Origin of the sequence: Bifidobacterium eulemuris (genome assembly GCF_014898155.1) — a bacterium.
In the GTDB taxonomy this organism is placed as follows: Bacteria; Actinomycetota; Actinomycetes; order Actinomycetales; family Bifidobacteriaceae; genus Bifidobacterium; species Bifidobacterium eulemuris.
In genome coordinates this window covers 2,899,472-2,920,839 of the sequence record NZ_CP062938.1, presented here as the reverse complement: position 1 = coordinate 2,920,839, position 21,368 = coordinate 2,899,472, and the positions used below count along the sequence as shown (strand labels likewise).

Genomic DNA, 21,368 nt, shown 5'->3' with positions numbered 1-21,368 from the left:
GTCCAGTCGTAGGACATCTGCAGATACGAGGCCAGCGTATCCTCCGAAATGGAGACCTCACCGTCCTCGAAGAGGTTCTCGCCTTGCTGGCGCGCCCACAGCTGCAGGCTCATGCCGTTGTTCAGCGGTGCGATGCCTACGGTCTCACCGTTCGAGGCCTGAACGACCTGTTCGGCGAACTCAATGAGGTCATCCATGTCCATGCGGAGTGTCCGGAACGGTCAATCCCAACTGTTCCACGACATCATTATTGATGACCACGCCGAAGGCGGTCGATGAAATCGGGCGGCATACTGGACGCCATCCACCTTTCCCATATCCTCAACGATTCGTCCATGCCATCGAGGCTCAAATACTCGACTCTTATCCAAATCAAACAGTGAACCCTGCGAAGCATATGAAGCAAGGTAGAGCTCGTCCATCTGCATCACATCCGGAGCGTTTTGCCGGCGTTTTCAGTGGCTAATTTGTCCCAGTATCCTGACCAGTCGTTGTACGTGGTCTCAACCTCAATATTGGAGTGTTCTGCTTCGAACGCTTCAATGGCGTCTTCGTGATCTGCACTCGCGTGTCGGAACCCCACCAACTGATACGAATGGGACGGCCTCGTCCGACGCCTTCACCTCGGCATCGCCTGTGCGGACGTGCCGCCTGCGCATCCCGCCAAAGTCATCGATGCTACCGCTACAATCGCGGTGGCGCTAATCCACTTCTTCATGGACTTCATGGTAACTCCTTTGTTGTTGTCGGCATTCGCCGGTTACTTCTTCGAACGCCTCAAAACGTTCATTGCTGCGATATCGAAATTTGAGGAACAAAGCCTTTCCAGCTTGTCTTCAGCTACTTCTTCCTCCTTACCTCACTTTCCTCCGGTGGTGGCGATGCCTTCGACCAGATACTTCTGTCCGAAGCAGAACACGATGAACAGCGGATGATGGACAGCACGCTCATGGCGAACATCGGGCCGTAACTCGACTGGCTCGTCGCATCGATGAAGTTCCTCAGCGCAATCGGCACCGTGTATTTGGCCGGGTCGGTCAGATAGATCAACTGGCTGAAGAAGTCGTTGAACGTCCACATGAATGTGAACACAACGGTGTGCCGATGGCCGGTTTCATCAGCGGCAGCAGCACCTGAAAGAAAATCCGAATATGTCCAGCACCGTCAATTTTGGCGGCTTCATCGAGGTCCCGCGGAAGTCCACGGATGAACTGGTAGAACAGGAATGTGAAGAAACCATCCATCGCCAGGAATTTCGGCAAGATCAGCGGCACATACGTGTTGATCAACCCCAAGTTGTTCCAGATGATGTACTGCGGAATAATCACCACATGCACGGGATCATGAGCATCAACAGCATAAATCCGAACATCAAGCCCCGGAATTTGAAGTTGAGTCGAGCGAAGGCATAGGCCGCCATCGAGCAGGTGAGGACGTTGCCCACGATTGCGAAGGCTACGATGATGAACGAGTTGAGGAAGTATCTGCCGAAACTGTAACTCAGCGCGTTCCAGCCGTCCACATAATTGTGCCATTGAGGATCGGAAACCCACAGCCCCATATTGGTGAAGATCTCGGATGGCTTCCTCAGACTTGAAGCCACCATCCACAGGATGGGGTACAGCATGATCAGCGCGAAGGCGAGCACCACCAGTTGCTTGACCACCTGCAGGATGATCCTGCGAATCTTATGCTCCTCTTTTCGGACGGGAATCGACGCAGCCGAAACGGCGTTAACAGTGGTTGTCGCATTAGTCATCATAGTGCACCAATACTTCGAAAGGACGAAATTGATTACGGTCAGCGCGGCAACGATGACCACGAGAATCCATGCCATGGCGGCGGCATATCCCATCTTCATCGAACCGAAGCCTTGCATATACAGATAAAGCGTGTAGAACAAGGTCGCATCGTTGGGGCCGCCGGTGCCTCCGGAAACGACGAACGCTTGAGTGAAGGTCTGGAAGCTGTTGATGATGCTTATCACCAAATTGAAGAAGATGATCGGGCTGAGCATCGGCAAGGTGATGGACACAAACTGACGCCACTTTCCCGCGCCGTCAACGCTTGCGGCCTCATACAGCTCTCGTGGTATTTGGCGAAGTCCTGCAAGGAAAATCACCATGGGCGAGCCAAATTGCCAGATATGCAATACCATAAGCGTGCCGTTGGCGGTGGCGGTGTTTGCGATCCACGACTGGGTGACTTCCAATCCAAACAATCCCAAAGCCTGATTGAACAGACCCTCGGAGCCGAACACCATCTTCCACAACACCGCGATAGCTACAGAGCCTCCCAGCATGGAGGGCAGATAGAAGGCCGATCGGTAGAACGTCAAACCTCTCATTCCCCGATCAAGTACCACGGCCAGAGCGAGGGCGACGATCAGCTGCAGCGGTACCGAAATGATCACATAGCTGAACGTGACCTTCAAGGATTGGATATACCGTGTGTCCTGAAACAAGGTTGCGTAGTTCTGCAGACCGACGAATTTCGGACTGGTCAACATGTTGTACTTGGTCAACGACAGATAAAGCGAGACTATCATGGGAACGAGGGTCAGACATATCGCTCCAATAAGCCAAGGAGCCAGAAAACCCAAAGCAGCCCGGGTATCGGTGGCCTTGTCTTGGACTTACCTCGATTCTTAAGCAAAACGGCGAATTCGCTTGCTGCGCTCACGACTCGTCCCCCTTTCGGCAGACGCCGCCACGACTGACAAAGCCACGACGGGCGCGATATTGGAATCGCGCGGAATGATCCTGTTTCATCGATTTCCTTTCCCTGAGCAGCTTCTTCGCCGCTTCCAGAAACGACCAGTGATCCTTCAGATCTGATCGCGCTTGTTATTGTCGATACGTATTTACTCGATACGTATTTACTAGAATATCGACGTTTCCCATCGATGCAAGTTTGGCGTGTCGCAACCACTGACGATTCCACGGAGCCGTCGTCAACGAGGACGACCCTCGACGAGTCGATCATCGCGGTCCCCTGGCACATGAACGGCGACCGTTATGCCATCGACTTCCCATGGAAGTCCAGCGCAGTGATTTCACAAATGAGATCAGCGCAAACCTTCTATTACGAAGGAAATCTTCTCGCCCAACACCGGCGTATAGAACCGGTCGATGGCCGGAAAATTAGGGTGGGTGCCACTCGGTTGCGTGTCCGGTTGACTATAGGTAATGGTTTCAGGGGTTCCAGGCAGACCGTCACAACCCAGAGCGTCAAAAGAATATCGTTCCCGGTCCGCAGTCCGGCGGGTGTCAAGATCAGAGTCCGCCCACACATCGGCCACAGCGACATTCCATTTAGAGCACGCCCCCAACGCCAGTCGGCGGGCTGTCAGCTGATCATCATAGCTTTGGCCACCGTTGCGATGCACAGCCAGATAGATGATTGGCACGCTCGGCCAATGACGACGAAATTCAGCGATGGTTGACTCGAAACAACCAGCATAGGTATCCGAATCAAAGCACGCCGGATCGAATTCATCCAGCGCGGTTAACGAGCCGGGATTCTCACGAATAAAACCTTGATGCACATCGTTTGTCAAACCATCGAACACGATGATGTCGGGCTCGGGAGCATCCGCCGGCACCTCATCGATCTGGGTTTTAATCTGTCCCCCAGATCGGCGTTGTGTAATTCAGTACAACAGATGGTGGCACCATTGCGGGCCATCTTGATCACTCGACAGCCGCCAATCGACGCGGCGGCACGTTCCACGCTGCCTTGCTGCGGATAGGCATGACCGTTGACAATGCTGTCTCCGAACGCATAGATAACCGTTTCAGACATACCAGGAGCCCTCCTTTGGGAGCGAGACTCACGGCACACAACCATCTTGGCACAGCCGTGAACAACACAGTCGGAAGTCTATCACCGGCGAACCTGCGACGAAACCGCAGAACCGCAGCCATGGCATTGGATAACTAAGACCGACGTCCATTTTCAACGCCCCATCTCAAATCCATACAATCTCCCCTAAAAGCATGGAAAGGCCGTACGGACTCAATAGACCGCACGGCCGGCAAACCGAATGAGAAGGAGTCATCCAACTAGCGACAGCACATAGTCCTTGATCTCGCCGTCGGCCGCGTGGGCGGAGAAGAGCTCCTTGAAACGCGCTCCGGCGAACGCGCCTTTGACCAGTTCGGGGTCGAGGGCCTTGTAGATGTCGACCAGCGGCTTGAAGGCGGCTTCGCGCACGCCGTCGAGGATCTTCTTGTTGCGCTGTTCCGGAACCACACGGTCCTTGGGATAGCCGGAGCCCGGCGCCTCGAGCCACATCTGTTCGAAGATGTACTTGAGTTGGAGTTCCTGCCCCCAGCCGTTCTTCAGGGCGAAGGGGATGGCCATGGCGTTGCCGTCGTTGATCTGCGCGAAGGTGTAGGCGTCGAGCGGGTCCTCGACGTGCCCGCAGATCACGCCCGGGAAGGAGTTGAGGGCGAGCATGGCGCCTTCGCCGGTGCCGCAGCCGGTGACCACGAAGTCGGCCGCGCCGGTGTTGAGCAGGGCCGCGGCGAGGATGCCGTTCTGCACGTAGGTGAGTTGGGCGTCGTCGTCGGCCGCGTACATGCCGTAGTTGTCGACTTCGAATCCCTTCTCGTCGGCGACCTTCTTCAGGGCCTCGTAGATCAGACCGTTCTTGGCGGCCTGGGAATTCTCATTGATCAAAGCGATGCGCATCGGTTGTTTTCCTTTGCTGTTGAAATTATCCAATTGTCTATCCGGTAAATCGCGCGGTGACGTGTGCGACTTCAAGGCGCTCCGTCACCGCGCGATTTACTTCGATCAGGCGGGCTGCTTGCCGATATAAGCCAGAATGCCGCCGTCCACATACAGCACGTGTCCGTTGACGAAGTCGGAGGCGTCGGAGGCGAGGAACACGGCGGGGCCCTGCAGATCCTCGGTGGTGCCCCAACGGGCGGCCGGCGTCTTGGCGATGATGAACTGGTCGAAGGGATGGCGCGATCCGTCGGCCTGAAGCTCACGCAAAGGCGCGGTCTGCGGGGTGGCGATATAGCCCGGTCCGATGGCGTTGCATTGGATGTTGGCCTCGCCGTATTCGGAGCAGATGTTGCGGGTGAGCATTTTCAAACCGCCCTTGGCCGCCGCGTAGGCGGAGACGGTTTCGCGGCCGAGCTCGCTCATCATAGAGCAGATGTTGATGATTTTGCCGTGGCCTTTGGCGATCATGCCGGGGATGACGGCTTTGGAGACGATGAAGGGGGCGTTGAGGTCGACGTCGATGACTTTGCGCCAGTCCTCGACGGGCATGTCGAGCATGGGGACGCGCTTGATGATGCCCGCGTTGTTGACCAGAATGTCGACGGTGCCCAGATCGCGCTCGATATCGGCGACGAGTCGGGCGACCTGCTCCTCGTCGGTGACGTCGGCCACATAGCCGCGGGCGTCGATGCCGGCTTCGGCATAGGCCTGTTTGCCCCGCTCCAAAGCCTCCTCGTTGATGTCGTTGAACGCGATCTTCGCGCCCGCCGCGGCGAAGGCCGAGGCGATGGCGAAGCCGATGCCGTAGGAGGCGCCGGTGACCAGCGCCACCTTGCCCTCCAACGAGAACCTGCCCATATCGAATGTCATGTCATCCGTCCTTTCTGTGCCGTCATCCGCGACGGCCGTTGATGTTGTATTGAAGCCGAACGAGTCGCTCAGACCAAATTGGTTGCATGCTGTTGCCAGCGTCAGCGCTTGCCGCGCTCATGCCGCAGCACCTCGATGTACGCGAGGACGAGCGGCGCGACGCCCTTGGCGTCGTTGCGAACCTTGGGCTCCCTCATGTAGTAGTCGAAGGTGCCTTCTCGGTGTTCGGTGTTGCCCAGGCCGGCGACCAGACAGATGTTGTCGAGTGTGAGGCGTCCGCCTTCCTCGTTCATGCAGGTGTCGCAGATGCCCTTGTAGGCCTTGTATCCGTAATCCCAGTAGCGTTCGTCGAGCACGCCCAGACGCGCGCCTTTCATGATCGCGTTGGCGAAGATGGCCGATCCGGAGGTCTCCAGATAGTTCGGCGCGATGCGGCCCAGATTGATCACCTGATGCCACATGCCGGTTTTCTCGTCCTGATAGGGCAGCATGGCGTCGACCAGCTCGCTGAACATGCGGCGCATCGTGTCCTTCTCGGCGCTCATATTGGCCGGAAGCAGCTCCCACGTGTCGATCAGCGCCATCGCGAACCATCCTTCGGCGCGCAGCCAGAAGTTGGACGACAGTCCGGTGACCGGATCGCACCAGAAGTCCTTGCGCGACGAATCGTAGGCATGGTAGTACAGTCCGTTGCGCTCGTTGCGCATCAGATCGTGCACCACCTGGAACTGGTGGAAGGAGTCGGAGCAGGCGCGTCCGTCGCGGTAGCTCAGCTCGTACTGCACGTAGAAAGGCTGGGCCATGTACAGACCGTCCAGCCACACCTGGTTGGGGTAGATGAGCTTGTGCCAGAAGTTGCCTTCCTTGGTGCGCGGCTGGCCTTCGAGCTGGCCGTAGATCACGTCCATGGCCTTGCGGTACTTGGTTTTGCCGGTGATGTTGTACAGTCCATACAGCGTCTTGCCGGCGTTGATGTTGTCGAGATTGTATTCAAGCGGGTCATAGCTGGCGATCATGCCGTCGTCGTCGACGAAGTAGTCGATGAACCGGTCCGCGAAGTCGAGGTAGACGTCTTTGCCGGTGATCTCGTTGAGTTCGATCAGCGCCTTGATCATGCAGCCGTCGATGTAGTTCCACGTGTTCGGTTTGCCGGCGCGAATCTTCTCGATGTTCCACGCGGGCGCCTCCGGCGTCGAGGTCTCGATGAGCTGCTGGATGTAGGTGTTGAGGATGCGTGAGCTTCCCATGGTTCTCCTTGTCGCGGGAAAGGCCGCCCTCTCGCGCGGAGGACGGCCTTCGATATGTTACTTGCCGAAGTTCAGCGCCTTGCGCTCCGGCAGTTCGGCCTTGATGCGGGCGAGCTCCTCGGGCGTGTGGTAGCCGACGGTGTTGTGTCCGAAGCAGATCTCGTACTGGACGCCGGTGAGCTCCTCGCAGATGCGCTTGACCTCGGGGTCGACGTCCTCCATGCGGCCGCCGTTCTTGATGCGCTCGCATTCCGCGATGGCGATCTCGTCGTTCTTCTTGTCCATCTTCATCAGATGGGCGGAGAGCATGCCGAGCAGGGACAGGCCGCCCACGCCGATGACGAGCACCAGCAGGATGGTGGTGTGCACGGCGGCCGGCTGGTCGGCGGCGGCCACCTGGTTGTCGGCGGTGGATTCGATGAATCCGGCGGCGGCCAGCGCGGTGCCGAGGATGGCGACGACGGCGGAGTTCATCAGCTTGCCGCACAGGTGCATGGCGGCGGAGAAGGTGCCCTCGCGGCGGCGGCCGGTGACGATCTCGTCGGCGTCGGCCACGAACAGGTACGTCTGCCATGGGATGTAGTAGACGGCGCCGGTGCCCAGACCGAACACGACCACGATGGAGGTGATGGCGACCATGCCGGCGGCGGACGAGGCGTCCAGATGGAAGAATCCGCAGGCCGCGTAGGCGATGGCGCAGGTGATGATCACGCATTCGGCGATGATGTAGGGCTTCCTGAAGCCGATCTTCGCGATGAGGAACATGACGCCGAGCGTGGAGACGACCTGCAGGATGGGGCTGAGCGACTGCCACCAGGAGGCGTTGGACTTCTGGAGCATGAGCACGTAGACCACGTAGTAGCTGAAGGTGGAGTTGAACAGCCATTCCGCGCCGAAGCCGAAGAGGTACATGCCCAGCAGGTGGCGGAAGGTGCGGATGCGCAGGGTGGAGAAGATGTCGACGAACAGCTTCTTCAGGGCTTCGAGCGGGTTGTCGACCTTCTCCATGGTGGTGTCGTCGACGGGACGCTCCCATGTGGTCAGGTACACGAACAGCATGGCACCGGCCATGATGACGCCGAATGCCAGGCCCATGTAGAAGAACGCCATCGGGTTCTTCTCGCCGAAGGTCACGAAGAACACGCCGGGCAGCGCCGCGGTCAGGAAGTTGGCGCCTTTGCCGAAGATGGAGCGCAGGCCGGACAGATAGGTGCGTTCCTTGAAGTCGCCGGTCATCTCGGCGGGCAGCGCGTCGTAGGGGATCATCACGGTGGTGTAGATGAGGTTGTACACCAGATAGATCACGAAGTAGTACCAGAATCCTCCGGGAACCACGATCCACATCAGCGGGTTGAGGATGCCCAGGGCCGGCACGGCCATGAGGATGAAGAAGCGGCGGCGGCCGAAACGACGGCCGAGTTTGGTGTTGTTGAAGGAATCGGAGATGAATCCGGCGATGGGGTTCATGACCACATCGGCGATCAGGGCGAACGAGTAGATGAACGTCGCCTGGGCCATGCTCAGACCGCAGTAGGTGGTGTAGAAGATCGTCAGCCATGAGGCCGAGATCGCGAGCGCGCCCGATCCGACGAGATTGCCGGACCCATATCCGAGACGGGTGAGGAATCCCACCTTGCGCTGTTGCGGAACCGCTTGTTCAGCCATGCTTCCCTCCTTGGAGGCCTGATCGGCGCGGCTGCGATGCCATTGGCGTCGATCGTGACAGGAATGATATTCGGCGCAACACACATACTTTGTATGTTGCATTAATTTCAGCTTAATACGCAACATTTGCGCAACAGCCCAAGACGATAGGATTATTGATATATCAACCATCTCAGCCGCGTGTCATCCGCGCTCAGCAAATGATGGCAACAACTTTGTTGCGTTCTTGTTGCACCATCTGTTTCTTAGCGCGTCGTACCGCGCAACACGATCATCGATTCGCGCTGGAACCGCACCGCCTCGACGTCGTATCCGGCGGCGCGTTCGTGGATACGCCGGGAAAGCAGGTCGACGGCGGCGGACGCGATCCATGTGATGTTGGAATCCACGGAGGTCAGCGGAGGAACCATGCGTTCGCCTTCGAAGGTGTTGTCGAATCCCACGACCTGCACCTCGCGGGGCACGTCACGGCCGAGCATCTTCATCGCGAACAGCGCGCCGATGGCCAGTTGGTCGTTCAATGCGACGATGCCGTCGAACGGCGCGTCCGCACGGGCCAGACGCATCATCGTCTCATAGCCGGCGCCGATGGTCCATTCGTTCCCCGTCACGCCTATCAGCGCCGGATCCAAGGCGACGCCATGCGTCTCGCATGCTTCGAGCACTCCGCGCACGCGCTCCCAGCCGCGCGTGGTCTCGCGCGTCGCGTCCACGGCGACGCCGTCGAAGGCGGCCTGCGCCCCCAGCAGCACAAGTCTGCGGCTGCCGGCGGAGATGAGCAGTTCGGTCGCGTTGCGCGCGTCGGCCACATTGTCGGCCAACACCTGGTCGGCCATGCCGTAGGTCTGGCGGCGCGGCCCCATGCACACCACGGGGAACGGCTGCGTGAGCGCCCGCTCGCTCAGGGTGTCGTCGCCCACGAGATACAGCAGCAGGCCATCGCACGGCCCATGCCGGGTGTCGAGATATTCCTCGGCGCTCAGTCCCCATTCGTCCTGGTAGACGACCATATCCACCCGCCAGCCATGCGAGCGGGCCTCGGCGATCACCGTGGAAGCGAGCTGGGCGCGGTAGGGGCGTGATATCGAGGGCATGGCGAGCGTGATCAGACCTTCGACCCGGTCCAAAGGCCCCACGGTTGACTGCATCATCTGTGCGTTGTTCATGTCCGTCGCCTTTCGTTGCGCTCCGCGGTGCCGACGCTGCCACGCAGCACCAGCGAGGACGGCACCGTCACATAGGCGTCGCGAAGGGACTCGTCATCCCCCGCCCCCTCAAGCCGGCGCATCAGCAGACGTGCCGCGGACGAGCCCAGCGCGTCGGCGGACATGCGCACGCTGGTCAACGCCGGGGTCGCCGCCCGGGCCGAGACGTTGTCGTTGAATCCGATGATCGCGTAGTCGTGGGGCGCTTCGTATCCCCGTTCGCGCATGCCGGCCATGAATCCCAACGCCATCATGTCGTTATAGGCGATCACCGCGCCGGTGGGATCCTCGAGATATTTGCCGACGAAGGCCCGTCCGCCCTCGAAGGTGGGGTCGCCGGGCCACAGATGACGCACGGCGAGTTCGTGCTCGTCGCAGGCGGATTCCAACGTTTTGAGACGGTAGGCCGCGTCCTTGGCGAAGCCCGGGCCGGCCAGATAGGTGACGCGCTCGTAGCCGCGCACGGCGAACAGGCTCATGGCCTGGCCGATACCCGCCGTCAGATCCACGACCACACACCCCACTCCCCTGATCTGCCGGTCCATCACCACCAACGGCAGACGGTCGGCGTACTCGCGTATCTGCGCGTTCTGCATCCGCGATGAGAACAGCAGCGCGCCATCACAGTTCCTCAGCACCCCGTCGAGCGCCATACGCTCCCAGGAGACGCTGCCGCGCGATTCGGCGACCACCAGGGAGAACCCATGTCCGAAGCATTCATGCTCCACGGCGTGCGTGACGGCGGCGCAATACGAATCGGTCAGATCGGGCACGACGATGCCGAGCAGACGCCTCAGCGCCGGCGAAGGGGCGGCGGCCTCGTCGCCGGGCATCTGGTATCCGAGGCGTTCGGCTATTTCGAAGATGCGTCGCGTCGTCTCCGAACTCACCCGCTCGGTGGCGCTCAACGCACGCGAAACCGTCGAGGGCGCCACTCCGGCCGCTTTGGCGACGTCGCGTATCGTGACCTTCTTCATGGGCAGCCTCCCGCAATGCTTCACGTGTTGGGCGTTCTTCGCCGACCGGCGTCGCCAACCAGTCTAGGCCATGCCGCCGGCCCGCGAAAGCCTGGGGCAGGTGCCGCCATCATTCGACGACGTCGATATTCGACGGCAGCACCGCATCCCCCTCCTGCCCTTCGATGTCCACGTCGTCGAGCACCAGACAGGAGACGTTCTGGGCGATGATGCCCTGACGCGTCATCTCCTCCACACCGCACGCCATGGCGGGCAGGAAGGGCTGGGCGTCGGGCGCGAAGGTGACGTGCACGTGGTGGAAGGCCACGCGTCCGATCTTGCTTTCCGGCAGGCCGGTGATATAGGCCGCCGCGGCATGGCAGTTCGTGGCCTCGATATTGCGGAACGACAGTGACGCCACATTCGGCGTGCCGTCGTCGACGGGCAAGGGTCCGCGGTTCTGCACGTAATCGCTGGTGCCGTCCGCGTCGCAGTAGTAGAACGAGTTGACGACGAAGGGCACCTTCACCTCGTCCATCACGATATGGTCGAATTGGATCGCCTCATACACGCTGTCGCGTCCGCGCCCGCGCCTCGTTTTGATGCGCAGGCCGCGGTCGGTGCGTTCGAACAGGCAGTCGCGGGCGATCAGGCCTTTGATGCCGCCGGCCGCTTCGGAGCCGAGCACGATGGAGCCATGCCCGTCGTGCATATGGCACTGCTCGATCACCAGATTGCGGCATGCGGGGCGCAGTTCCTTCGGCATGGCGATTTTGCCGGATTTGACGGCGATGCAGTCGTCGCCCACGGAGAAGTGGCATCCTTTGATCAGCACGTCGTCGCAGGATTCGGGGTTCAGCCCATCGGTGTTGGGCGAGACCTTGGGGCTTTCGATGGTGAGGTTCAGGAAGCGCAGGTTCCGGCTCAGCACCGGATGGATGTTCCAGCTGGGGCTGTTGCGCACCGTGACGCCGACCAAATCCACCCGTTCGCAGTCGGAGAGGAACACCATGCGCGGGCGTGTGGCGACGCGCATGCGCTTGGCCTCGTACCACCAGTTGTCCTCGTCGTCGTTGGCGCCGCCGTCGATGACGCCGCGGCCGTACACGGTCACGTCGTTCACGCCCAGCCCGGTGAGGATGCCGCAGAACATGGGGAAGGACTCGCCCTCCCATCGACCCAACGGAAGTTTGTCGCCGCCCGCGTAGCCGGCCCCGGGCTCGCCCTGCACGGTGCCGGGCAGATAGGCGAGGTTCTCGCGGTCATGCCGGGCGGCGATGGTGGCGCCTTCGGCCAGTTCGAGGGTCAGCCCGCTGGTGAGGAACAGGTTCTTCACCCGGTATTCGCCGGCCGGCACCAGCACGCGCCCGCCTCGGGGGCAGGCCATGATGGCGGCCTGCAGGCTGATGGTGTCGTCGCGCTCACCGTCGCCGGCCGCGCCGAAATCGCGCACGTCCAGCGTGAAGGTCTCCGGTTCGGTGACGAACACGGCGTTGGACGACTCCACGGTGCCGTCGGCGAGGTCTCGTTCGTAGCGCACGCGGTACGTGGTGTTCGGCTCGAGGCCGTCGAGATAGGTTTCGACCAGGTCGGTGGTTCCCCACAACCGGTCGTTGACGATGATGCGCCACTGGGTTCGGGTGCGGTACACCCCGCCGTCATCGGCTTCGACGACGGCGGCCCGCGCGCATTTCCAAACGATGCTCAGTCGCATAGGAACAGCTCCTTGGCGTTGTTGAACGAGACGTTCTCGACCAGCGGCGCGAGGTAGTCGACGTCGTTCGGCACCTCGCCCCGGGCGGCCCAGTCGCCGATCAGCTCGCACAGGATGCGGCGGAAGAACTCGTGCCGGGGGAAGCTCAGGAAGGAGCGGGAGTCGGTGGTCATGCCCACCGCGTTGCCCAGCAGCGAGGTTTCGGCCTGCACCTCCAGCTGCCGGCGGATGCCGGTGCGGGTGTCGTTGAACCACCAGGCGTTGCCCAGCGACAGCCGCTGCTTCATATCGCCTTGGAACGCGCCCATGACGGTGGCGATGGCCATGTAGTCGTTCGGGTTCAGCGAGTAGATGAGCATCTTCGGCACGTCGCCTCCGCGCGCGGCGGCGTCGAGCAGACGATACAGCGGTTCGGCGATGGAACGGTCGTTGATCGCGTCGTATCCGGTGTCGGCGCCGTGGATGCCGAATTCGCGGGTGTTGACGTTGCGCATGGCGTGCAGGTGGATCTGCATGGCCCATCCCTTGTCCGAGTACAGACGCATGAGTTGGACCATGAAGGCGGTGCGGTACTGCGACACCTCGAGCGCGGTCAGCTCCTTGCCGGCGCGCGCTTTGGCGAGGATCGCGTCGAGTTCGGCCGGCGTGGCCTCGTCGTAGGTCATCAGGTCGGCGGCATGGTCGGCCAGACGCGACCCGTGCTCGTGGAAGAAGTCGATGCGCCGGCTCATCGCGGCGATGAAGTCGTCGAACGAGGAGATGGTCGTGCCGCTGACGGCCTCAAGTCGCTCCACCCACTCGACGAAGCCCTCCTTGTCGGGGTTGAGGGCCTTGTCGGGGCGCATGGCGGGCAGCATGGCGAAGGTGTCGCCCTCACGCGCGAACTCCTCGTGGTAGTGCAGATCGTCGACCGGATCGTCGGTGGTGCACACCGTGTCCACATTCATGCGGCGCAGCAGGGACCTGCGGGAGAATTCCGGGGTGGCGAGCTTGGCGTTGCATTCGTCGAAGATGGCTTTGGCGCTTTTTTCGGTCAGCGTCTCCTCGATGCCGAAGTAGCGGCGCAGTTCCATATGCGTCCACAGATACACCGGGGAGCCGATCGCCTTGTCCATTGTGGTGGCGTAGGCGAGGAATTTCTCCCATGGATCGCCGTCTCCGGTGATCAGCGCTTCGGGCACGCCGTTGGCTCGCATCAGACGCCATTTGTAATGATCGCCGTAGTTGTTGCCGTCGGTGAGCCATGCGGCGACGATATCCGTGAAGCAGGGGTCTTCGACGATCTCCTCGGGATGCAGGTGGCAATGGTAGTCGACCACGGGCATGGTCGCGGCGTGGGCGTGGAACAGCTCTTGGGCCAGATCGGTGGTCAGCAGGTAGTCGTCGTCCAGAAAATTCATATGCACTCCTTCATGCTGGTTGCGTCGTGCCGTCAGCTTAAGGAGACGACGGCCGCTTACGCCCGTTTGTTGCCAAACGTTGTGGACGGGGTTCGCCGCCGGCCATATGGATGCCGACCGAACGGCGTCACGCGCCTTCCCCGCCCGGGCGGCGGGTGCTCTCGCGTATGATCAGCGAGGTGGGCACGGTGGTGATGTCCTGCGCGGGGCGCTCCCCTTTGAGCCGGTCGAAGAGGATGCGCGCCGCACGCGTGCCCATCAGGGCGGGCGACTGGCGGACCGTGGTCAACGTCGGCTGCGAGATCTGCCCGATCAGATCGTTGTCGAATCCCGCGATCGAATAATCCTGTGGGCAGTGCCTGCCCTGTCGCCGCATGGCGGCCATGAAGCCGACGGCCATCAGATCGTTGTGCGCCACGACCATGCCGGTGGGATCGTCGAGGTATTTTCCGGCGAAGGCGAAGCCGCCCTCCACCGTGGGAGCGCCCGGCCATAGTCTGCGCGCGGCGATCCCACGCGCCGCGCAGGCCTGCGAGACGGTATGCCAGCGGAATCCCACCGACCATGAGGTGGCGGGCCCGTCGAGATAGGTGACGCGGTCGAATCCCATGCGTTGGATATGGTCGGCGAGCTGTTCGACGCCGTCGTTGATGTCGATGACCACGCTGTCCACGCCGCGCACGATGCGGTTGGCCGAGACGATGGGCCGGGTCTGCGCGCATTTGCGGATCATCGCGTCGGGCATGCGCGACGAGGTGAGGATCGCGCCGTCGACCAGCGGGGCGATGCGGTCGAAGGCGGTGCGTTCCATGGAGGCGCTTTCGCGTGATTCGGCCACAATCAGCGCGTAGTCGTGCGTGTCGCATTCATGCTGCACGGCGCGGATCACGTCGGAGAGGAATTGGTTGGCGATATCGGGCACGATGACGGCGATGACGCCGCGGATGCCGCGCAGCGGCACGGTCTGCACCGGTTCGCTGTGGTAGCCCAGTCGGTTGGCCGCGTCGAAGATGATGGTGGCGGTGGCGGCGCTCACACGGTCGGGTCGGGCGAACGCGCGGGAGACGGTGGATGGGGATACGCCGGCCTCCCTCGCCACGTCGCGGATCGTCACCTTGCCCTCGCTCATGCGTATGCTCCCCTCCGCTCGCGCCTTGGTATGCCTCTGAGCATTCATCATAGCGGAAGAAGGCCATGAGGCCGCCACCCGTTGGCACCCGGGTGGCGGCCTCATTGGGAAGGAAGGAACACGCATGACGAAACGGGTTCCACGTTGTTCGAACGCGCGGGCTTTGGGCCGCCCATGCGGCCTAGAGCCCCACGCGTCGGCTCACGCCAACGGCGCGATCAGGGTTCTGATGCCTCCCGCGGCGATCGTCTCGACGTCGTCGGCGACCAGATCCGCCAATCCGTCGATGGCGGTGAGATCCTCGCCCCACAGGGCCGTGTCGGCGAGCGCCCGAACGACGGAGTCCCTTTCGGCGGTCGCGCCCGCCAGACGCGTCGTGACGTCATCGACATCGGCGACGGCGACCTCGACCGGGGCCAGCCGCGCGTAGGAGGCGATCAGGGCGGCGAGGGCGAGGGCGACGCGACGGGGCACGCCACGCCCCTGCTCCACATTGCGGTGCACGATGGGCAGCAGGCGCGCGGTGAACTTCGCCACGGAATTCAAGGCGATGGAGTCGAGCGAATGCTTGACGAAGGGGTTGCGGAACCGTTCGAGCACGGCGTCGGCGAAGCCTTCGAGCTCGTCCTCGGGCAGGGTCAGCACGGGGATGATCTCCTCGCGCATCTCGCGTTCGATGAAGGAGCGCAGCTCGTCGTCGTCCATGACCTCGCCCACGGAGCCAAGGCCCGCCAGTCGCGCGACCTGGGCCATGGTGGTGTGGGGGCCGTTGAGCAGGAACACCTTGCGTTCGCGATAGGGACGCACCTGGTCGCAGGTCACCAGATCGATGCCGAGCCGTTTCGCCGGCAGCAGCCGCTCCACCGTGGCCTGGGACTCGGCGTCGCCGGCGATCACCCACAGGGCGAAGGGTTCGGCTTTGACCATGTTGTCGTCGCGGTAGCCGAGCTCCTCCCACAGCGCTTCGGCGTTGTCGCGCGGATATCCCGGAACGATGCGGTCGACCAGCGTGGAGACGAAGGTGTTCTCACGCTCGAGCCAGTCGACGAAATCCTCGCTCCAGCCGAAGCGGCGGGCGGTGTCCGTCAGGCAGCGCTTCAGGGCCGGGCCGTTGTCCTCGATCAGCTCGCAGGGTATGATCAGCAGTCCGCCGAGGCCCCGGTCGTAGCGGCGCTTGAGCAGTTGCGCCAGTTTGGCCGGATAGCTTTTCGGCGGCTTGGCGTCCGGCGCGTCCTCGTCGCTGAGCGCGATGCCCGCTTCGGTGGTGTTGGAGACGACAATTTTCAGGTCGGGGTTGTCCGCCAGGGCGAGATAGCCCTCCCAATCCTCATACATGTCGACGGTGGCGCCGATGGAGTCGATCAGCTCGCGGCTGCGGACCTCCCGGCCGTCCTTGATGCCTTCGAGCATCACCGTGTACAGGCGGTCCTGCGCCTCGAGCTCCTTGACGCGCCCGCGCTCCAACGGTTGGACGATCGCGACATTGCCGTCGAACAGCCCCTCGTCGTTCAGCCGCTGGATGATCCAGTCCACGAACGCGCGTAGGAAATTGCCTTCGCCGAACTGGACCACCTTGATCGGACGGTCCGCCGCCCGCGCCGTGGTCAGTCCGCGTTCGAGAGCCATGCCGGCATTGATGGGTTCCATATGAGTTCCTCGTTTCGCTGTGGCGTTCAATCAGGTCGGATCCCATCCGATACGATACGGCCGCGTGGCGTATCGGTTTGGGATTGATGCCCTCAAGGCTACGGCGAAACGAGTCGGGCCCGTCAACATGTTGCCATGGATTGCAGAGGCCGGCGGCGCCGCCCAGCCGTCCGTTCAAGCAGCGGCGGCCTTGAACGGTCGGCTGGGGTCGGTGACGGGATTGGAGGCGGCGTCGACGCGGTCGAACACCACTCCGGCGCAGTCGCATAGTTCGACGCGCCCGCAGCCGCCGTCCACACCGCCCAACGTCACGTCTTTGAACACGATGTCGCGGGCCTCATGGCCGGGTTTGTCGAATCCTTTGACCAGCACGGCCGTGCTGGGATACACGTCGTCCGCGGTCTCGCCCCAATAGCGTCCGAGCGCGTGCAGCCGTTCGAACCGGAAACGCTCGAAATACGGCTGGTCCGGTCCGCTTTCGCCGTCGTCGTTGTAGGAGACCGAATGGATGGTGACCGCCGCAACGGTCGAGTCGCGCACGCTGACGTCGCGCACGTATCCGCCGCGTTTGGCGGTGGCCTTGATATGGATGCCGTACCGCGAGCGCGCGAGGTCGACGTCCCAGATGCGCACGTCCTCGACGCCGCCCGAAATCTCCGAACCTATGGCGATGCCATGGCCGCCGAGGGCGGAGCATGAGAATATCCGCACGCGGCGCGTGGGCCGGTTGATGCGGTTGCCTTCCGGATTCTTGCCGGATTTGATGGCCACCATATCGTCGCCGGTGTCGAACGTCGTGTCGAACAGCACGCAGTCCTCGCTGGAATCGGGATCCCACCCGTCGCCGTTCCACACGCCACACGAGCGGATCATCGCCCCATGGGTGACGACGTGACGCGAATAGACGCAGTGGATGTTCCAGCCGGGCCCGTCCTCGAAGGCCAGTCCGGCAAGCTCGACGCGCTCGGCGTTGCAGATGGAAATCAAGCGGCCTCGGGCGCGGGCCGGAACGGTGTCCTCGTTCTCGCATGCGGCGATGTAGTCGGCCATGCCGTCGAGCTCTCCGCCCATCCGCACGCGTTCGCGGTCGATGGTGGCGCGCATCAGCCGGGCGCCGCCGCCGCGAATCGCCCCCTCCCCCGACAGCCGCACGTCATGGGTAGTGGGGCCCGCCGTATGGTCAAGCACGCCGATATTGACCAGGCTCGCATAGCATTCGCGCTCCACGCCTTCGAAGCGGCTCCATACGCGCGGCTCGTAATCACTTGGATCGACGCTTCCCTGCACAACTCCCCCGGCCTTCACATGCAGTTCGCTTTCCGAATGCATGGTCAGGGCCCCGGTGAGGAACACACCCGCGGGTATGACGACGCGGCTGGAGGCGTCGCAATCGTCGAGCGCCTGTTGGATGGCCCGCGTGTTCATCGTCACGCCGTCGCCAACGGCGTTGTATGGCGGGCGCGACACGTCGATGTCGCGTTTGACCGTTTCCGTGCGGAAGCTTCCTTCGGCGAGCCGGATCGCGCTCGCCCCTTCGGGAAAGCACGCGCGCAGCTCCACGTGGTAACGGCGATCGGGAGCGAGTCCTTCGATGGTGGCGAAGGTCCGTGTGGTGCGGGCCGCGGGCATGCCGTCGACGAACAGCGTGTACGCGGTGCCACGGTCGGCCCGTTCGGGCTTGTCCCAGAACAGGGTCAGCGTGGTGGCGGTGGCGCATGCGTCGAACATGTCGAATCCGTCGGGCATGGTCGTCGTCCCCTTATTGTCCGTCCCTTACTGTCCGCCGCGCGCACAGTCCGCCGTCTAGACGATGCGGTCCTCCCATTTGACCAGCATGGCTTCGAACAGTTCGTCGTCGGTCAGATGGTTCTCCAGATTGAGCAGCGTGGTGATCTTCGCCTCCTCGCGGCTGTAGATGAAGTCGCGCTGCCACTGGTAGAAATGGGGGCCGTCCCCCATGGTGCGCAGGAACGCCATCAGACCGGAGATCACCCATGCGCTTTGCGCGATATCGGTCAGGCATTCGTTGGCGTAGAAGCCCTGCCATACGCCGTGCTCGCGGCTCAGCATGGCGAGGCGCGCCTTGCGGTATTCCCGTCTGGCCAGACCCGCGTACCAGAACGCGTGCTGCCAGTCGTCGTCCAGGCCCCGGCGCAACGCCTTGCACACCAGATGGGCGCCTTTGCAGCAATGCGCGTAGACCCGCGCGTGCAGGGCGATGGAATCCTCGAACAGCCGCGCCGCCGGTTCGTCCATAACGCCCGCCGCCAGGGTGTTGCGGGTGACGAGCGCGCCGTAGCGTTCGGCGCCGCGTATGGCGACCTGGTCGACGGTTTCGATCTGCTCGTCGAAAGACTCGTCTCCGGTGGCCCAGAGCATATCCTCGCAGGTTTCGCCGCGCGAGCGCATGAACTGGGTGATCAGCATGCGCGGGCAATGGTTGAAGTACTGCTCGGCCGCATGCTCATCCCATCGCGCGCCGAACGGCACGGCCGCGTCGAAGTATTCGCGGTACGCGCGTCCCACCGCCTCGGCGTCGCGCGCGCCGTAATACGTCGTCGCGAACGTCTCCATATGGCGGTCGACGAAGCGTTGGCAGGCCGGGTCGATGGTATTCCGCGCGCAATCGGTGTCGGCGGGGGTCTCCTGCGCGGGCACGCCTTCGCGCCAGAGCGTGGCGATCAGGTCGAGGTAGTAGGCGTGCGGCTTGACGTTCGACGAGTTGACGATCCAGAAATCCCTGCCGCCTCGGGCGAGCACCGTGCCGAGTTCGCGCACGATATGGGCCGGTTGGTTGGGCAATGTGGTGATGTGGTTGGCGGCCTGCAGATCGTAGAAGCTCGCATGGTAGTAGATGCCTTGGGCGCCCTGGTAGGTCGGGTCGGGCATCGCGTCGATGCGTGGATTGTGGTTGTTCTGACGGCGGGTGACCATACGTCCGAAACCGTTGTCGGACCAGATGGTGATCACGTCGTCCGGCAGATCGAGCACGCCTTTGCGGTACAACTCCAAGGTTTCGCCGTACAGGTACACGCAGCAGCGCGCCTGGGCGTCGGCCTCGAGCACCATCCGTCGTTGGATGCCGATGATCTCGCTCATCAGCGCGCCGCGTTTGGCGTCGGTGTCGTAGGACGGATCGCTGTGCCAGAACGGGGTGTCGCCTTGGCCGCGGAAGCCGACGTTCCAGATCACATGCTGGCCGCGCCGCGATTCGATCGATTCGCGCCACAATCCGATGAACAGGTCCTTATGCTCGTCCCATGAGGGGTTGAGTTCGGGATAGGCGGAGGAGAAGAGCCGCGCCCCCAACGGCTCCGCATGGTGTTGGGCGATGCGCAGGCCGCGTTTGGCGGCGGCGCACGCATGATGCGCGGCGTTGTTGCCAGTGCCGGGGATGACCATATTGCCGCCGCAGCGCAGCAGCGCCTCGAACACCATCTGCCACGGCAGGTCGGGATCGTTCTCCAGCTGCCATCCCATCAGCAGCACTTCGTCATTGACGAACCATCCTCGTTCGGCGACCGCGAACGGCTTCGACGCATAGTCATAGCCGTCCGGCACTTCGACCGCCCCCACCCGGCCTGGACGCCAATCCATCCAGAACCACAGATTCGGCACGCCCAACAGTTCGCGGCTGATATGGTACAGGCCGTAGACGAATCCGAGTTCGTCGCCGGCGCTGACACGCAGTTCGGCCGCGCCCGCGGCGACGCGGAACATGCCGTCGGCAAGCGAGGCATCACAGTCGCACACGATGCGGGAGGCCTCCGTGCGGGTCGCGGACGCGCCCGAACACACTGTGGCGAGGTCGCGGCGCAGATCCTCGGCGGCGGCGCGCACCGCGTCGGAGCGGCCGCTCACATCGATGAGGGTGGTGGCGTCAAGTTTCATGTCGGAACACTCCTTGCACAAGGGTGGTGGAAGTGGATGCCTGAGTCGGAGGTGAAAGCCGTGCCCGGTTTCGCTCAGGCTTCGATTCCGGGCACGACGGTCTTTTTCAGGCGGTCCGGGCCGCCGCGGGATCGGGGTCGTCGTCGACGATGACATGACGGCGCAGCGCGGGCCAGGCGGCGTAGACGCCGATCAGACTGATCAGACTGAACCCGATCAGGGGCATCACCCACACGGTGACGAGCTGCCCCGCCCAGCTGAGCGCGACCAGGGCGAGCATGGCCACGAGGGCGAGCAGACTCTGGGGCAGGCGCATGAACAGCAGCAGCACGCTGTTGGTCAGCAGTTTGCCGACCGGCAGATCGGTGAAGGCGACCATCGGGAAGAGATACATCATGGCGCACGCGTCCAGAACAGCCACGACCAGCAGCGCTCCGGCCGCCATCATGCCCGGTGTGCCGGGGTGGACGCGCGGATAGAACCACACGCCGACCAGCGCGGCGGCCAACACCAGCAGCATGGCCCATCCGGCCAGTGCGGAGCGTTTCCATTCCGTACGGAACGTCGTGAGATAGTCGTGGACGGGATAGCAAACCTTGCGCCGGATCAGCAGTCCCGTCACACGGCTCATGGAGGCCATGGCGCAGGGAATGGTCACGATGGGAACGCAGGTGAGCAGGAACAGCAGGTTGAGGCCGATCAGTCGGGACCAGTGCCATTTGACCACGGAGAGGAGCAGCGCGACGCCTTTGGGATCGCGCTGGCGGTCCGACTCGTGGGACGAGCCGCCGTAGAACAGACCATACAGGTTCAATGCCATAGGAATCACCATGCCTGAAATAGTGAGACGAACGGATGGGACGGGAGGGGACGGATAGGACGGACGCGACCGGCGGGGACTCGGACG

General features: G+C 62.5%; 18 protein-coding genes. All 18 read right to left on the bottom strand.

The features are described from left to right. Nucleotides 1-197, bottom strand: a 197-nt coding sequence (locus tag BE0216_RS11885) for a hypothetical protein (protein WP_226805799.1), incomplete at its 3' end; no start/stop codon positions are given. Between the two features lie 849 nt (nucleotides 198-1,046). Further along, on the bottom strand, nucleotides 1,047-1,337 hold the full coding sequence (locus tag BE0216_RS12155; RefSeq protein ID WP_319020634.1) for an ABC transporter permease subunit: 291 nt from the start codon (nucleotides 1,335-1,337) through the stop codon (nucleotides 1,047-1,049). Beyond that, a complete protein-coding gene (locus BE0216_RS12040) occupies nucleotides 1,325-2,509 on the bottom strand; it encodes an ABC transporter permease subunit (RefSeq protein WP_226805798.1) in 1,185 nt (394 codons plus the stop codon). The genes BE0216_RS12155 and BE0216_RS12040 overlap by 13 nt, the downstream gene beginning before the upstream one ends. A gap of 558 nt (nucleotides 2,510-3,067) precedes the next feature. After that, the gene (locus BE0216_RS11870) at nucleotides 3,068-3,604 is read right to left on the bottom strand and encodes a hypothetical protein (protein WP_193042819.1); all 537 of its coding nucleotides are present in this window, start codon (nucleotides 3,602-3,604) and stop codon (nucleotides 3,068-3,070) included. Continuing rightward, on the bottom strand, nucleotides 3,556-3,804 hold the full coding sequence (locus BE0216_RS11865) for a hypothetical protein (RefSeq protein WP_143249315.1): 249 nt from the start codon (nucleotides 3,802-3,804) through the stop codon (nucleotides 3,556-3,558). Before BE0216_RS11865 ends, BE0216_RS11870 begins: the two co-directional genes overlap by 49 nt. A 252-nt stretch (nucleotides 3,805-4,056) precedes the next feature. Beyond that, nucleotides 4,057-4,695, bottom strand: a complete 639-nt coding sequence (locus BE0216_RS11860) for an RpiB/LacA/LacB family sugar-phosphate isomerase (protein WP_094637127.1) — start codon at nucleotides 4,693-4,695, stop codon at nucleotides 4,057-4,059. Between the two features lie 105 nt (nucleotides 4,696-4,800). Further along, the gene (locus tag BE0216_RS11855; protein ID WP_169714276.1) at nucleotides 4,801-5,607 is read right to left on the bottom strand and encodes a gluconate 5-dehydrogenase; all 807 of its coding nucleotides are present in this window, start codon (nucleotides 5,605-5,607) and stop codon (nucleotides 4,801-4,803) included. Between the two features lie 101 nt (nucleotides 5,608-5,708). Then, nucleotides 5,709-6,854: a glycoside hydrolase family 88/105 protein gene (locus BE0216_RS11850; protein ID WP_094637126.1), complete on the bottom strand. Its 1,146-nt coding sequence runs from the start codon at nucleotides 6,852-6,854 to the stop codon at nucleotides 5,709-5,711. 57 nt (nucleotides 6,855-6,911) lie between these two features. After that, the gene (locus BE0216_RS11845; protein WP_094637125.1) at nucleotides 6,912-8,519 is read right to left on the bottom strand and encodes an MFS transporter; all 1,608 of its coding nucleotides are present in this window, start codon (nucleotides 8,517-8,519) and stop codon (nucleotides 6,912-6,914) included. 245 nt (nucleotides 8,520-8,764) lie between these two features. Further along, complete coding sequence (locus tag BE0216_RS11840) at nucleotides 8,765-9,685, bottom strand: substrate-binding domain-containing protein (RefSeq protein WP_094637124.1); 921 nt, start codon at nucleotides 9,683-9,685, stop codon at nucleotides 8,765-8,767. Next, entirely contained in the window at nucleotides 9,682-10,701 is a 1,020-nt protein-coding gene (locus BE0216_RS11835) for a LacI family DNA-binding transcriptional regulator (protein WP_094637123.1), read from the bottom strand. Before BE0216_RS11835 ends, BE0216_RS11840 begins: the two co-directional genes overlap by 4 nt. A gap of 109 nt (nucleotides 10,702-10,810) precedes the next feature. Beyond that, nucleotides 10,811-12,394, bottom strand: coding sequence for a glycoside hydrolase family 28 protein (locus tag BE0216_RS11830; protein ID WP_094637122.1), 1,584 nt, complete (start codon nucleotides 12,392-12,394; stop codon nucleotides 10,811-10,813). After that, the gene (gene uxaC, locus BE0216_RS11825; RefSeq protein WP_094637121.1) at nucleotides 12,385-13,794 is read right to left on the bottom strand and encodes a glucuronate isomerase; all 1,410 of its coding nucleotides are present in this window, start codon (nucleotides 13,792-13,794) and stop codon (nucleotides 12,385-12,387) included. The genes BE0216_RS11830 and uxaC overlap by 10 nt, the downstream gene beginning before the upstream one ends. A gap of 127 nt (nucleotides 13,795-13,921) precedes the next feature. After that, nucleotides 13,922-14,923, bottom strand: coding sequence for a LacI family DNA-binding transcriptional regulator (locus BE0216_RS11820; protein ID WP_094637120.1), 1,002 nt, complete (start codon nucleotides 14,921-14,923; stop codon nucleotides 13,922-13,924). Nucleotides 14,924-15,124: 201 nt separating this feature from the next. Further along, nucleotides 15,125-16,570, bottom strand: a complete 1,446-nt coding sequence (locus tag BE0216_RS11815; RefSeq protein ID WP_094637119.1) for a tagaturonate reductase — start codon at nucleotides 16,568-16,570, stop codon at nucleotides 15,125-15,127. A 174-nt stretch (nucleotides 16,571-16,744) separates the two neighbouring features. Next, entirely contained in the window at nucleotides 16,745-18,316 is a 1,572-nt protein-coding gene (locus BE0216_RS11810) for a glycosyl hydrolase family 28 protein (protein ID WP_094637118.1), read from the bottom strand. Nucleotides 18,317-18,373: 57 nt separating this feature from the next. Continuing rightward, on the bottom strand, nucleotides 18,374-20,461 hold the full coding sequence (locus tag BE0216_RS11805; RefSeq protein WP_158217224.1) for a glycosyl hydrolase 115 family protein: 2,088 nt from the start codon (nucleotides 20,459-20,461) through the stop codon (nucleotides 18,374-18,376). A 106-nt stretch (nucleotides 20,462-20,567) separates the two neighbouring features. Next, nucleotides 20,568-21,281 (bottom strand): DUF624 domain-containing protein, encoded by a 714-nt coding sequence (locus BE0216_RS11800; RefSeq protein ID WP_158217223.1) that lies wholly within the window; start codon nucleotides 21,279-21,281, stop codon nucleotides 20,568-20,570. Between the last annotated feature and the right edge of the window lie 87 nt (nucleotides 21,282-21,368).